Annotated in this window: 13 protein-coding genes; 6 read left to right on the top strand and 7 right to left on the bottom strand. The window is 65.1% G+C overall.

Features of this window, described 5'->3' with window-relative positions:
- Positions 1–2: 2 nt before the first annotated feature.
- Positions 3–983 carry an NAD-dependent epimerase/dehydratase family protein gene (locus tag AWC17_RS18255; protein WP_082123037.1) on the top strand — a complete coding sequence of 327 codons (981 nt, stop codon included), beginning with the start codon at positions 3–5 and terminating at the stop codon, positions 981–983.
- Here AWC17_RS18255 and AWC17_RS18250 read toward each other — a convergent pair.
- The 3 genes from AWC17_RS18250 to AWC17_RS18240 form a co-directional block, all read right to left on the bottom strand.
- Positions 980–2,086, bottom strand: coding sequence for an NAD-dependent epimerase/dehydratase family protein (locus AWC17_RS18250; RefSeq protein ID WP_046184224.1), 1,107 nt, complete (start codon positions 2,084–2,086; stop codon positions 980–982). The genes AWC17_RS18255 and AWC17_RS18250 overlap by 4 nt on opposite strands.
- Before the next feature lie 10 nt (positions 2,087–2,096).
- Positions 2,097–2,624, bottom strand: coding sequence for a nuclear transport factor 2 family protein (locus AWC17_RS18245; RefSeq protein ID WP_046184223.1), 528 nt, complete (start codon positions 2,622–2,624; stop codon positions 2,097–2,099).
- Positions 2,625–2,686: 62 nt separating this feature from the next.
- Positions 2,687–3,496: an acyl-CoA thioesterase gene (locus tag AWC17_RS18240; RefSeq protein WP_046184222.1), complete on the bottom strand. Its 810-nt coding sequence runs from the start codon at positions 3,494–3,496 to the stop codon at positions 2,687–2,689.
- A gap of 118 nt (positions 3,497–3,614) precedes the next feature.
- Between AWC17_RS18240 and AWC17_RS18235 the strand changes: the two genes are divergently transcribed.
- The 4 genes from AWC17_RS18235 (at position 3,615) to AWC17_RS18220 (ending at position 7,043) form a co-directional block, all read left to right on the top strand.
- Positions 3,615–4,004, top strand: a complete 390-nt coding sequence (locus AWC17_RS18235; protein WP_046184230.1) for a DUF1801 domain-containing protein — start codon at positions 3,615–3,617, stop codon at positions 4,002–4,004.
- Positions 4,005–4,083: 79 nt separating this feature from the next.
- Positions 4,084–5,313 carry an acyl-CoA dehydrogenase family protein gene (locus tag AWC17_RS18230; protein WP_046184221.1) on the top strand — a complete coding sequence of 410 codons (1,230 nt, stop codon included), beginning with the start codon at positions 4,084–4,086 and terminating at the stop codon, positions 5,311–5,313.
- Positions 5,314–5,325: 12 nt separating this feature from the next.
- Positions 5,326–6,192: a hypothetical protein gene (locus AWC17_RS18225; RefSeq protein WP_046184220.1), complete on the top strand. Its 867-nt coding sequence runs from the start codon at positions 5,326–5,328 to the stop codon at positions 6,190–6,192.
- A gap of 68 nt (positions 6,193–6,260) precedes the next feature.
- Entirely contained in the window at positions 6,261–7,043 is a 783-nt protein-coding gene (locus tag AWC17_RS18220) for an SDR family oxidoreductase (RefSeq protein ID WP_046184219.1), read from the top strand.
- Here the strand turns inward: AWC17_RS18220 and AWC17_RS18215 are convergent.
- The 4 genes from AWC17_RS18215 to AWC17_RS18200 form a co-directional block, all read right to left on the bottom strand.
- On the bottom strand, positions 7,036–9,951 hold the full coding sequence (locus AWC17_RS18215) for an MMPL/RND family transporter (RefSeq protein WP_085164925.1): 2,916 nt from the start codon (positions 9,949–9,951) through the stop codon (positions 7,036–7,038). The two genes, AWC17_RS18220 and AWC17_RS18215, sit on opposite strands and share 8 nt — an antisense overlap.
- Positions 9,948–10,382, bottom strand: coding sequence for an MmpS family transport accessory protein (locus AWC17_RS18210; protein WP_197083393.1), 435 nt, complete (start codon positions 10,380–10,382; stop codon positions 9,948–9,950). The genes AWC17_RS18215 and AWC17_RS18210 overlap by 4 nt, the downstream gene beginning before the upstream one ends.
- Positions 10,383–10,676: 294 nt before the next feature.
- A complete protein-coding gene (locus AWC17_RS18205) occupies positions 10,677–11,285 on the bottom strand; it encodes a TetR/AcrR family transcriptional regulator (RefSeq protein WP_046183579.1) in 609 nt (202 codons plus the stop codon).
- Between the two features lie 202 nt (positions 11,286–11,487).
- Positions 11,488–12,417: an alpha/beta hydrolase gene (locus AWC17_RS18200; RefSeq protein WP_046183567.1), complete on the bottom strand. Its 930-nt coding sequence runs from the start codon at positions 12,415–12,417 to the stop codon at positions 11,488–11,490.
- A gap of 139 nt (positions 12,418–12,556) precedes the next feature.
- Here AWC17_RS18200 and AWC17_RS18195 point away from each other — a divergent pair, with 139 nt between their 5' ends.
- Entirely contained in the window at positions 12,557–13,924 is a 1,368-nt protein-coding gene (locus AWC17_RS18195) for an aldehyde dehydrogenase family protein (protein WP_372517382.1), read from the top strand.
- Positions 13,925–14,238 lie beyond the last annotated feature (314 nt).

The raw sequence follows: 14,238 nt of genomic DNA, 5'->3' as shown, positions 1-14,238 counted from the left end.
TGGTGAGCGGAAAGAAGCTGGTGATCGGTGCGAGCGGCTTCCTGGGATCACATGTCACCCGGCAGCTTGTCGAGGCCGGCGCCGACGTCCGAGTCATGTTGCGGCACACGAGCTCTACCAAGGGAATCGACGAACTCGATGTCGAGCGCTGTTATGGGGACGTCTTCGACGACGAGGCCTTGCGCACAGCCATGGCCGGGTGTGACGTCGTCTACTACTGCGTCGTCGACGCCCGGATGTGGCTGCGGGACCCGGCGCCGTTGTTTCGCACCAACGTGGAAGGGCTTCGGCACGTTCTCGATGCGGCCCTGGACGCCGACCTGAGAAAATTCGTATACACCAGCACCACAGGCTCTTTGGCGATCAGCGACAGTAGGCCGGTCACCGAGGAGGACCCGCACAACTGGGACCAGGGTGGCCCGTACATCGAGGCGCGGGTGGCCGGAGAAAACCTGCTGCTGTCGTACGCGCGGGACAAGGGATTGCCCGCCGTGGCGATGTGCATATCCACCACCTATGGCCCCGGCGACTGGGCGCCGACTCCACACGGCTCGCTGCTCGCCCTCGTGGCCAACGGGAGGTTCCCGTTTTATTTTGGCTTTTCGGCCGAAGTCGTGGGCATCGAGGATGCTGCCAGGGCAATGCTTCTCGCCGCGGAACACGGGCGCAACGGTGAGCGCTACATCGTCTCCGACCGCTACATGAGCATCCGGGAGCTGCACGAGATCGCCGCCACCGCCGTCGGTAGGCGGCCGCCGCGCATCGGCATCCCGATGGCGGTGCTGCGCGCCGGTGCGCGGGTCAACGACGCGGCGGCGCGCCTGCTGCGCCGCGACTTGCCGTTCGCCTACGCCGGAATGCGCATGGCCGAACTGATGTCACCGCTTGACCATGGCAAGGCCGAACGCGAACTCGGGTGGACACCCGAACCGGTCGAAGACTCGATCCGCAAGGCCGCCGTCTTCTTTGCTTCTCAGAATTAGTCGGCACCGGCCAAGGCGCCGGCGCCGTAGCTCTTTTCGACCAGCGTCCACGGGTCGGCATAGGGACCTCGTCCCTCGGCGCGGCGCTGCAGTGCCAGGGCGGCACGCAAGATTGGCCGCAGTACCGGACCCAGCACCCGCAACACGGTGCGCAGATGGCGCTGGGATTCGGCGATCCAGGCCAGCGTCTGGCGCCAGTCGTGCTCTTGGAAGTCGAGCAGCGCCTGGGCCTCGGTGGTGTCGAACCAGCCGGTGAAACTCCAGCCGCGGTCGTCGCCCGGATCACCCGGCAGGCTGGCCGAGGGGCCCAGGCGACCCAGGCCGAAGGCGGCCATCAGGTCGTCCTCGAAGGCGCGCTGCAGCAGCACATACGACTCGTTACCGCCGATGAGCAGTATCTTGCCCGCGATCGTGGATTCGCGATCGACGCCGTTGGCGAATGCCAGCGCCACATCCCGCGCGTCCACCATGTGGATGCGGTTATCGCTCGGCAGCGAGCGCATCAGGAGAAGGTGGTCGCGGTTGACGTGCCCGTGGGTGTCCGGCGAGATGACCCCGCCGAGCCGAAAGAACGCGTAGGGCAAGCCGCTCGCGCGGATCGCCGCCTCGGCCAGCACCTTGTCCTGTCCGTATTGATCGATGGGATTGACCGGGGTGTCCGCAGTGATGCGCTCCGGGTGGCGGTAGGGATTGCGCGATCCGTACACGGCGGCGCTCGATGCCAGGAGGAACAGCGGGGGACGGGGGAGGCGCGCGGCGGTGACGGCCGCCAAGAGATTCTCGGTTCCGCCCACATTGATTCTTCTGGCCAGCTCGGGCTTGCGATACGAAAGTGGTGCAAGGACGGCGGCGAGGTGAACGATCGCTTCGGGCCGATGGGTCGCCACCAGATCGCGAATCGCCTCAGCGTCAAGCAGATCGCTGTAGGCCGCTATGAGGGTTCCCGGGTGCGCGTCGGCGGACAGTTCTTTCTCGGCGGCAACGTTTGCGTCGGTGCGCAGATCCATCGCGACGACGGTACGTCCGCGCTCGAGCAGGATCTGCGTGCATCGCTTACCGACCTGTCCGAACGCGCCGGTGACCAGAATGGTGTTGACAGTCAAAGATGCGTCCTTACTTCATCATGCGGTTGGCGATCTTGCCGATCGCCCGGCGGATCCGGTCGGAGATGTAGACGGAGAACACCGGAGTGACGATGTCCTCCCGCAGCCGGGTCAGCTTGGAGCTCTTGATGAACCACTGACCGGAGACGTTCTCGTACGTCTCGTGGTAATGCCCGTAGCCCACCAACGTCACCCCCGGCCCGAATCGGACCACGTCTTGCAGCGCCCACACCCCGCGCGCGGTCGTCGCCGACGTGAGCGTGATTTCGGGGGCATGAACCTGGTGCGCGGTGGCCTGGCCCGGCCGCCCGAGCGCCTTGCGCGTGAACGTCACGAACTCGTCTGCGCCCTCGATCACCTTGCCGCCGGCTTCGGCCGTGTCGCTGACGAAGTCATCGCTGAAGATGGTCCGCCACGCCGCCCAGTCCTTGGTGTCCAGATGCCGGCAGTAGCGGGCTTTGAGCTGCTTGATGGATTCGATCGCCAGCAGCGTGGCGGCGTCCGCGTCGGCCACCACGCCCTCCGCGCGCTCTGTCATTGCGGCTCGATTCTTTCCGTAAGCGTCCCGGCGTGACGTTTCACTGGCGAAGTGTAAACCTGTCAGCCTTTGAAGTAGACCACCTGATGCGTGGTCGCCAGTAGTCCGCCATCCCGTGTCCACACCTGTGCGCTCTGGTCGAAGTAGCCGCGAATGAATCGGTTGGCGTGGGCGGTGCACAGGACGAAGTCGTTCCCCACTCCGTTGAGTTGGTGCTGATCGGCGTGGAAATACGTCGTCAACGAGATCGTGCCGGACGGGACGACGCCGCCGCGGCGCAGGAACACCCGCGGGTAGAAGATGTCCGACAGCGCGGCCAGCGCCGGGTAGTCGACGGGGCGTTGGGCCCGGTCGCGCACCCACAATGTGGTCGTCGAGGAGGGGCTGGGTTGATCGTCCTCGGCGGGGATGGGTCCTTCGACGAACCGCATGTCATAGAGAAGCGTCCAGACGACGATGCCATCCGGACCGCTGGCAGTGACCTGCTCGGGTGGGGGCGCACTTGGCGGGCGGCTTTCCGTGTCGGCCCAACTCTCCCGTCGCACAGCGAACACCGCGGTCGCCGTGGTCTTGACGTCTCCGCCTTGGCTGAGTTCGACGAACCAGTGCTGGTTGGTGCGGTTGGTGCGGGTGGTCCGCAGTGAGATGTCGAAGTCGCCGTCGGCGATGGGCGCGGCGTAGTTGACCGTCAATGCCAGCGGCTCGCCGATGCGATCGGGGTGCGACTCGATGGCGTGCAGCATCGCGGCGGCGGTGATTCCGCCGAACGGCCCCACCATGTTGCCCCATTCCGGATGGGTCCGGCCGCGCATGGTGCTGGCGTCGATGGTCTCGAGCCGGATGGCGTCGTCGAAGGGATGCTTCTCAGTCATGCTGAGTACCGCAGACTACGTGCTGGCGAACCCGGCGTCGGAGACGGGGTCGCACTGGGAACAGCATCCCGTGATGTACGGTCCCGGCGAGCGACAACATCACTGAAGGCGAGCCATGATGGCCAACTCCAAGGACGAAGCCGTGACGAAATCTCCCGCTGAGCTGATCGACGCCAGGATCAAGGAGTTGGGGGATTGGCGCGGCGAGATGCTCGCCCGAATCAGGGGACTCATCAAGGATGCCGACCCGGACGTGGTCGAGGACTGGAAGTGGCGAGGTGTTCCGGTCTGGTATCACGACGGGATGATCTGCACCGGCGAGACCTACAAGAACGTCGTGAAGATGACCTTCGCCAAGGGCGCCTCGCTGAAGGATCCCTCGGGCTTGTTCAACTCCAGTCTCGACGGCAACACCAGACGCGCGATCGATTTTCACGAGCACGACCAGGTCGACGAGAAGGCATTGAAGGCGCTGATTCGCGCCGCGGTCGAGCTGAACCGGTCGTAGGGCGCCAACCTGTACAGTCGCGGCAGCGGTGCTGTACAGTCGCCCAGCACAAGTCGACGCTCGAATGAGAGGTCATCCGGTGGCGTCCGAGTCGGTCGAAGAATTCCGGAGCCGGGCCAAGGCCTGGCTGGCCGAGAACCTGCCGCGGCTGGATTCCGGCGACGCGATGGTCCTGCAGCGTGATGAACTGACCTCCTGGCGGCGCGCACGCGAACTGCAAAAGAAGCTGTACGACGGCGGATTCGCCGGCATCTGCTTCCCGCGCGAGTATGGCGGGCTCGGGCTGGGCTACGAATACAAGAAGGCGTTCGACGCCGAGGCGCTGGCCTACGAGACCCCGCTCATGCTCAACGTGCCGTCCTTCGCCATTTGCTGCGCGACGATCCTCGACATGGGCAGCGAAGAGCAAAAGCGCACCCACATCGCGGCCGCCCTGCGCGGCGACGAAGTGCTGGTGCAACTCCTGTCGGAACCCAGCGGGGGATCGGATCTTGCCGGTGTCCTCACCCGCGCCGACCGCCGGGACGGGCGATGGGTCATCAACGGCGCCAAGACGTGGAGCACGTGGGCGTTCGCCGCCGACTACGGCCTGTGCTTGGCCCGCACCGACTGGAACGCGCCCAAACACGAAGGGCTGACGATGTTCCTGCTGCCGCTTCGGCATCCCGGCGTCACGATCAACCGCATCCGGCAGGTCAACGGCTCCGTCGAGTTCTGCGAGGAGTTCTTCGACGACGTCGACGTCGGTGACGACGCCGTCGTGGGGGAGCCGGGGAAGGGATGGGATGTCGCGTCGCGCCAGCTCTACCACGAGCGCCGCACGATGGGGGACGGATCGGAGTACACCAGCGGGCCGGGAATCGCTGAGGCTGAAGATGTCTCGGTTGACCTGCTGTCCCTCGTCGAGAAGACGAACCAGGGCGGCAGCGAACGAATCCGCGAGATGGTGGGGCGGGCCCTGGTCCACCGGGCCGTGCACGGACAACTCAGCGAGCATGTCTTTCACGCCGTGACCAACGGGTCATTGCCGCCCGCCGCCGGTTCGATCATCCGCCTGTACATGGCCGAGGTGCACGACGTCGAAATCGACACCGCGCTGGCAGTCTGCGGGCCGGCGGCAGTCGTCGACGACGAGGCGGGGCTGCTCGACATCGGCACCCGTTACCTCGGCCGTCAGATCGCCAGCATCGGCGGGGGAACCACCGAGATGGCGCGCAACGTGATCGGCGAGCGGGTCCTGAACTTCCCGCGCGAGTACGCTGCCGACCGCGGCGTGCCGTTCAACCAAGTGCGGCACGGAAAAGCCTGAAGGAGGCCGGAATTGAGCGACCAGCTTCGTGACATCCGGGAGTTGGCAGGAGACTCCGAGGCCTACCGGGACGAACTGTATCGACGTTGGACCGGCCTGCTCAGCTACCGGTACATCGGCCGCAGACACTCCTCGATGGATCTCGGGGAGGTCGATGACACCGTCGTCATCCGCCGGGACATGCGCAACGAGGCCGGTGGAATCATGGTGGCGCCCTTGGCCATTTCCTCCCCGGAGGGGTGTGAGACCGACATGGTCGCGGTGCCCAACCCGGTGATCGCGTCGGTACAGATCATCGACCCCGGTTACGACGTCAAACGCGTCGAGATCGTCGACTCCGGCATCGTGCACCAAGGCCGCACGATGGGCTACGGGCGGTGCAAGATCGTCGACGCCGACAACCCGGACCGCGTGATCGCGTTCAACGAGGGACAGGGAGCGATCATCGGCATCCCACCGGAAGGCCTGGGCAGGATGGACGTTTCGGGCACGGAACTGGTGATCGAGGACTCGCCGGACCTGCCGCCGCTATGGCAGGCCTTCGGCGCCAGCAGGCGCGGCGACGGCCATTGGGCGCTGCCCCAGCTGAGTACCGAACTCGCTTCCCCGGACGCCGCGCTCCACATCGGACCGCAACACGTCGTCCTCGAAACCGCGGCGATCGATCTCGCGGCCGAGGTCGCCGGAACGCGAAAGCTGCAGGTGGTCAGCTGGCACGTCATGTTCATGTCACGCGGCAAGGTGGGTCCCTTCCGCGTTGAGGGCACCGTGCACCCGGGCGGCCCCGGACGTGTCGGCGTGCGCATGCTGCTGCACGACGAGGGAAACGCCGACAAGGCCGTCACCTCCGCCGCGGCGATCTTCGACGTCGTCGGCTGACTCAACCCTGGTCATACATCTGCCCGCGTCTGTATGGTGCTAAAGACTCACACGACAGGAGAATCGCGGTGGCAGAACGGTTGGCCGGAAAGGTCGCGCTCATCAGCGGGGGCGCGCGGGGAATGGGCGCCTCGCACGTGCGAACGCTGGTGGCCGAGGGGGCCAAGGTGGTGTTCGGTGACATCCTCGACGACGAGGGCAAGGCGGTCGCGGCCGAGGTCGGCGACGCGGCTCGCTATCTGCACCTCGATGTGACGAAACCCGAGGATTGGGACGCGGCGGTGGCCACCGCCCTCAGCGAGTTCGGCGGCATCGACGTGCTCGTCAACAACGCTGGCATCATCAACATCGGCACCTTCGAGGACTACGCGCTCTCGGAATGGCAGCGAATCCTCGACATCAACCTGACGGGTGTGTTCCTCGGCATCCGCGCCGTGGTGAAGCCCATGAAGGAAGCCGGACGCGGCTCGATCATCAACATCTCCTCCATCGAGGGCATCGCCGGCACCATCGCCTGCCACGGGTACACCGCGACCAAGTTCGCCGTCCGGGGGCTCACCAAGTCGGCGGCACTGGAGCTCGGGCCCAGCGGGATCCGGGTGAACTCGATCCATCCCGGGCTCATCAAGACGCCGATGACCGAGTGGGTCCCCGATGACATCTTCCAGACCGCCCTGGGCCGGGCCGCCGACCCCAGGGAGGTGTCCAGCCTGGTGGTCTACCTGGCCAGCGACGAATCCAGCTATTCGACCGGCTCCGAATTCGTCGTCGACGGCGGCACCACTGCCGGCCTGGGCCACAAGGATTTCTCCGCCGTCGACGTCGCCGAGCAGCCGGATTGGGTTACCTAGCGGGACTGAGGGATTCGGTCTCCTGGGCAGCTGCCTTCTCGGGTGGCTTGGGCCACGGCGACGGAACCGGGCGCTGCCGCACACGCTGGGGCCACCAGAACCACTTGCCCAGCAGCGCGGCGATCGACGGCGTCATCAGCGACCTGACGATCAGGGTGTCGAACAGCAGACCCAATCCGATGGTGGTGCCGACCTGGCCGATGACGGTCAGCTCACTGACCGCCATCGTCATCATCGTGAAGGCGAACACCAAACCGGCCGAGGTGACCACCGAGCCGGTGCCGCCCATCGAGCGGATGATTCCGGTGTTCAGGCCGGCGTAGATCTCCTCCTTGAACCGGGCCACCAACAGCAGGTTGTAGTCGGCGCCCACGGCAAGCAGGATGATGACCGACATCGCGAGCACCATCCAGTGCAGCTCAATGCCGATGAGGTGCTGCCAGATCAACACCGACAGGCCGAACGACGCGCCCAGCGAGAGCAAGACGGTGCCCACGATGACGGCCGACGCCACCACACCCCGCGTGATGAGCAGCATGATGATGAAAATCAAGCACAGTGAGGCGATCCCGGCGATCAGCAAGTCGTAGGTGTTGCCGTCGCTGAGGTCTTTGTAGATCGACGCGGTACCCGCCAGATAGATCTTCGAGCCCTCCATTGGCGTGCCTTTGAGCGCTTCGTAGGCGGCCTTCTTGATCGCGCCGATGTGCGAAATGCCTTCTTGCGACATCGGATCGCCGTCGTGGCTGATAATGAAGCGCACGGCATGGCCGTCGGGGGAGATGAAGTTCTTCATCCCCTTCTTGAACTCGGCGTTGTTGAAGGTCTCCGGTGGCAGGTAGAACGAGTCGTCGTTCTTGGAGGCGTCGAACGCCTTGCCCATGGCGTTGGAGTTCTTCTGCGCCTCGTTCTGCTGATCCTGCAGACCCTTCTGGGTCGAATACATGGTCAGCATCGTCGTTTTCATGGCCTTCATGTTTTCGATCATCGACGGCATCAGCGCCACCATCTGGGGCATCAGCGTGTCGAGATGATCCATGATGGGCAGCAGGCTCTGGATGTCGTCGGTCATCGTGTCGATGCCGTCCAGGCCGTCGAAGACCGAGCGAAGCGACCAGCACACCGGGATGTCGTAGCAGTGCCGCTCCCAGTAGAGGTAGCTGCGGATGGGCCGGAAGAAGTCCTCGAAATCGGCCATGTGCTGGCGCAATTCGTTGATGTCGATCGTCATGTCGTGCATCTTTTGGACCATCTGATGCATGTCGTTGGACATTTGCACGGTGATGCTGGACATCTTTTCCATGCTGTCGATGGTCGTCTGCATCATGTCGGCCTGGTGCAGCATGTCGGCCATCTGGTCTTCCTGGTACTTCTGGTTCATCTGCTGGGTGACACCTTGCATGCTGATCTGGAACGGGATCGAGGTGTGCTCGATCGGCGTGCCCTGCGGCCGGGTGATGGCTTGCACGCGGCCGATTCCCGGCACCCGGAAGATTGTCTTGGCGATCTTGTCGATGACCAGGAAGTCCGCGGAGTTGCGCAAGTCGTGGTCGCTTTCGATCATCAGCACTTCGGGATTCATCCGCGCCTGCGAGAAGTGTCGGTCGGCAGCGGCGTAGCCCTCGTTCGCGGGCAGGTCCGTGGGTAGGTAGTTACGGTCGTTGTAGTTGGTGCGGTACCCGGGCAGGGTCATCAACCCGATGAGCGCGATCCCGATCGTCACGACCAGGATGGGGCCGGGCCACCGGACCACGAGAGCACCGACCTTGCGCCACCCGCGAATCCGTTGCGTGCGCCTGGGCTCGAGTGTCTTACGGAAACGCGTTACCACCGAAATGACCGCGGGGCCAAGCGTCAACGCCGCCGCGACGACCACCACCATGCCGATGGCCAACGGGATACCCAGCGTCTGGAAGTAGGGCAGGTTGGTGAAGTGCAGGCAGAAGGTCGCGCCCGCGATCGTCAGACCCGACCCCAGCACCACGTGTGCGGTGCCCTTGTACATGGTGTAGTACGCGTCTTCGCGCGACTCGCCAACGGCGCGGGCTTCCTGATATCGGCCGATCAAGAAGATCGCATAGTCGGTGGCGGCCGCGATCGCCAACGTGACCAACAGGTTCGTGGCGAAGGTCGAAAGCCCAATGATCTTGTAGTAGCCCAGGAAAGCGACCATTCCGCGCGCGGCTGAGAGCTCGAAGACCACCATCAGCAACGTGAGTAGCACGGTGACGACCGATCGATAGACCAACAGCAGCATCCCGATGATCACCGTGAACGTGGCCGCGGTGATGAGCTGCAGACTGCGGTCGCCGGCCGTGTGCTGATCCGCCGATAGCGCGGCGGGCCCGGTGACGTACGCCTTCACCCCGTGGGGTGGGGGCACACTCTTGACGATGCTTTGGACGGACTCGACGGATTCGTTGGCCAGGGCTTCGCCCTGGTTACCCGCCAGATAGACCTGGACGTAGGCGGCCTTGCCGTCGTTGCTCTGTGCGCCCGCCCCGGTCAGTGGATCGCTCCACATATCCTGAACGTGCTCAACGTGTTTGGTGTCGGCGTCGAGCTTCTTGACGATTTGGTCGTAGTAGGCGTGGGCGTCGGCGCCGAGGGGATTTTGGCCCTCCAGCACGATCATCACCGAGCTGTTCGACTTGTATTCGTTGAAGATCGCGCCCATGCGCTTGGTCGCGACCACCGATTGCGCGTCGTCGGGGGCCATCGACACCGAGCGCATCTTCCCGACCTCGTCCAGCTGCGGGACGACGACATTGAGCACCGCGATGATCGCGATCCAGCCCAGGATGATGGGCACGGCGAAGGTCCGGATGATCCGCGGAATTTTGTCCCGCACCGGTTCTTCGCCGACGGGAATGGTGTCGGTGCGGGCGTCATCAGAGTGTGCGCTCATGCGGATTTCACCATGCAAAAGGTCAGGGCGTGCACGCCGTTGCTTAAGTTCTCGGCCTTGACTTCGTCGTCGATGGTGATGCGACAACCGAGGGAATCACCGGCGCTCTGTGCCGAGAGGTTCGGGAAGACCGACGGGGCGGTCGTGCTGAGCACCAACGTCCACGGCAGCGGCGCGCCGTCGACCCGCTTGGGGTCGGCGGACAGGTCCAAGTAGTTCACGTTGGCGCTGCTGGCTGAGCCGAAGACCTCGTACTTGACGACTTTTGGCTTGAACGGCTTGGCATCATCCAGCCGCGGGCTCGTCATGACGCCCGTGTCGTGGGCGCCGAAGAAGGACTTGACCCGGGCGACGGCGAAGCCGCCGACCACCAGGACCGCGACGATCAGCAGCGGCAACCACGCGTTGCGCACAACCTTCGATACCTGCACCTAGGTGATTCCCTTCCCCATCAGGCGGCCGTCATCTGGTCAGCGTCAGTGTGACCCGTGCACCGGCTCATGGCAGGGAAGCGCCACGACTTACGTTGCACCGCAATGGTTTTGCCGATCACTATGATGCGTGTGCGCTCGATCGCCCGAAGCGGGAACGGCTGCCCAAGCGCCGGCGGTCGCCCCCAGTTCCGACACCCACTTCATGAAGCGTCTTCGGGTACTGCCTGATGAGCATAGTACATAGTGTGCATACCTTGCACGCCATGCAACAATTGGCCGCGGTGTTTCAGGTCACTTTGTGAAGATGCTGTTGACCAGCGCGGCGGCGCGCTCGACGTAGGGCATCGGCGTGTCGTCGGTGGCACCGGCTTCCCCGCTTGACCAGCGCTCGATGCCCGAACGCACGGCCGTCAATGCCAGCGCGGCGATCAATGCGACTATCTCGTCGTCGGGTCGCATGCCTTGGCGGCGCGCGACGACATCAGTCAGGTGATTCTGAAACCGTTCCAAGTCGGCGAGAAAAGCCGCCAGCACCGCCGGGGAGGTCTTGGCGAGCTCCAGCATTCCGGCGGCCTGTTCGCGTTTCGGGGGCACATCACGAAGGTGGTGCGCCGCCAGCGTGATCAGCTCTTCCAGCACCACCGAGTAGGGGGCGGGTCCGGCCGCGACGAAATCCGCTACCAGCTCCGGGGGTATGTCCGAGGGGCCATACGCGATCGCGGACTCTTTGTTGGGAAAGTAGTTGAAGAAGGTGCGCGTCGACACCCCCGCATCGCCGCAGATTTCCTCGATGGTCACCTTGTCGAATCCGCGTTCCAGCGCCAGGCGCACCGCGGCGTCGCGGATGTCTGCGCTCGTCTGGCGCCGACGACGCTCGCGAAGACCCACCGGGTTGGACATGCCACCCATAGTTGCACGTTCTGCATACTTTGCAGTCAAAAGGCGGCGGATTAGTCCGTCGCGGTCCTTCGCGGCGTCGGCGGTGGCGCTGGCCGTCACGGCCGCTGGACGGCCGCAGTGGAGCCGGATATCCGCCGCAGAATCGCTCGAGAATTGTTGGGGTACAGGGCATTCGGGGATCGGACGAGGGGAGTGGCCCCGGTTAGGTACGGGGCCCAACGAGGGCACCCCGAAGGTGATCGCACTGACTGGTGAAAAACTTCACCGACACCGGCGCCTTGTCAACGATGTGGTCGAACGCGTGAAAGGCGCCGGGGGCGATTTCCTCGTGCACGGGAACACCCGCCTCGCGCAGGCGCCGGGCGTACTCCAGGCACTCCTCATAGAAGAGGTCCAACGTCCCGACCCCGATCCATGCAGGCGGCAGGCCGGACAAATCACCCCGACGCGCCGGGGCGGCCTCTTTGGGGTCGGCGCCGTTGAGGTACAAGCGCCAGGCCAACTGGTTGTCGGTCGCGGTCCACATGATGCGCCGCTGCCCGCCGTGTTCGGCCCCGGTCCGATCGTCCAGCATCGGATACACCAGCATCTGGTAGGCCAGATTGACATCGTTGCGATCGTGAGCCCGTTGCGCCAGCACCGCCGCGAAGTGTCCACCAGCACTGGCCCCGCCGACGGCGATTCGATCCGGGTCCACCCAGGGTTGACGCGCGAGCCAGAGCAGCGCCGCGTAGCAGTCTTCGATCGGGATCGGATACGGGTGCTCGGGTGCCAGTCGGTGTACCACCGCCGCGATCGCGACACCCGTGCGGTGGGACAGCTTGCGAAGATACTTGTCGTCCTGGGCGGCGTGACCCATGATGGTGCCGCCGCCGTGGACCCACAACAGGGCGGGCGCCCGGTCGGGAAGACCGACCGGACGATGCAGCCGAACGGTGACGTGCTCGTTGACCGCGGCTTCCGGCACGTCGCGCAACCGCCCCGTACTACTGAAGAGGTTCATGATCGCCCGCTGGACCTTGACACCGCGGTGCAGCGCATACCCGCGGGGTAGGAACCGGGCAACCTTGCGCAGACCTGGATCCAACGCTTGCCGTGAGGTAAAGGCGTTGTCGGGGAACCTGTTTGCCATCGATGCCCTCGATCCGTTGCGCCGGCAGACACGCTGACCATACAGGATCAAGATTGTGTCCCGAGGCAGCTTCAACGCGGTGACGAGGAACGCTTCGGGACGGCTGATTGGTCGTGCCGGGGACAGGGTATCCGCTGTCGTGGCTTCGACCCTTACCAAAATCATCAGCGTCCTGGATCCACGCACCGGCGACACCGTCACGCAGGTGCCCATCACCGAGCCGGCCGACTGCGATGAAGCGGTCAGGCGCGCCGCGGCCGCCGCCGAAACCTGGGCGCGCACGACGCCGGCCGAAAGGGCCGCCGCGATCGCGGCCGCAGCGGCCGACGTCCGCGCCGCGGCCGATGAACTCGCCGAACTGAACGAGCGGGAAACCGGCAAGCTGCGCGACGACGCACGCGGCGGCGTGGACACCGGAATCGACACGCTTTTGCGATACGCCCAACTCGGGCCGCTACACCGCGGCCACGTCCTGCAAGGCGGATGGTCCGCAACCGATCTGATGGTCCCCCAACCGCGCGGCGTGGTCGCGGTGATCACACCGTGGAACGATCCCGTCGCCGTGGCGGCCGGACTGCTCGGCGCGGCCCTCGTGACCGGAAACACCGTGGTGCACAAGCCCAGCGAGCGCTCTCCACAAACCGGCCGGCGGTTCGCCGAACTGCTGGCCGCCCGGCTGCCCGAGGGTGTGCTCGAGATTGTGGACGGCGACGGGACCGTCGGGGAACAATTGGCGGCCGCAGAGCTGGTCGATGTCGTCGCGCACGTGGGCGGCGGTGCGACGGGTCGGGAGATCGCGCGGGCCTGCGCCGAACGCGGCGCCAAGGCGCTCCTGGAGAACGGCGGAAACGACGCACTGATCGTCGACGCCGATGTGGACCCGACCTGGGCGGCCGGCCAGGCCGCGCTGGGCGCTTTCGCCAACGCCGGACAGATCTGCGCCTCGGTGGAGCGGGTCTACGTCGTGCAATCCATCGCCGACACATTCCTCAATGCGTTGATCGACGAGGCGATCTCGTGGGCCGACCGCATCGGACCGCTGGTCGACAAGCGCCACCGCGAACACGTGCACGCGCATGTCGAAAACGCAACCCGAGCCGGGGCCCACGTTCTGGTCGGCGGCGAGCCGCAACCCGGGCCAGGCTCGTTCTATCCGCCTACGGTCTTGACTGACTGCACACCGGACATGCTCGTCATGCGCGAGGAAACGTTCGGTCCGATCGCGCCGGTACGGATGGTGCCGGACTTCGCCACCGCGTTGACCGAAGCCGCCAATGACCGCTACGGCCTGGCCGCCACCGTGTTGACCGGCAGCATGGCACATGCGCAGGAGGCGTGGCGCAGCCTTCCGGTGGGCACCGTAAAGATCAACGATGTCTTCGGCGGGGCGCCCGCCGGAGCCTCCGAACCTCGCCGTGCCAGCGGCACGGGCTTCGACTTCGGGCCGAAGCTTCTCGACGAGATGACCGCCATGAAGGTGGTGCACTGGTCGGCGCCGGGTAACTGACCGGATTGCTTAGCGATACGACGTCGCGCCGGTCGGCGGTATCGCGGTCGCATCCATACCGCCAATACCGGCTGGGGCGGTGTATGATTCGTCACAGTGACGTATTGGGGCCATGCAACGCGGGAGTGGGGGCCAGGAACCCTAGCCCCCGCTTTCATGTCGTGAGGGCCAAGACGGGGATGACTCGATGTGACGGTTAAAGCACCGACGCCGCAAGCTCCGGGATTGGGCGGGTAACTGTCCGTTCTCATTGATTCTGGGGCATTCTCATTGAATCTGGGGTAAGTGCGTGTCTTTCTCATTGAATCTGGGGC

The organism is Mycobacterium nebraskense (assembly GCF_002102255.1).
GTDB classification, from domain to species: Bacteria; Actinomycetota; Actinomycetes; order Mycobacteriales; family Mycobacteriaceae; genus Mycobacterium; species Mycobacterium nebraskense.
This window is presented reverse-complemented; position numbering and strand designations above follow the sequence as displayed.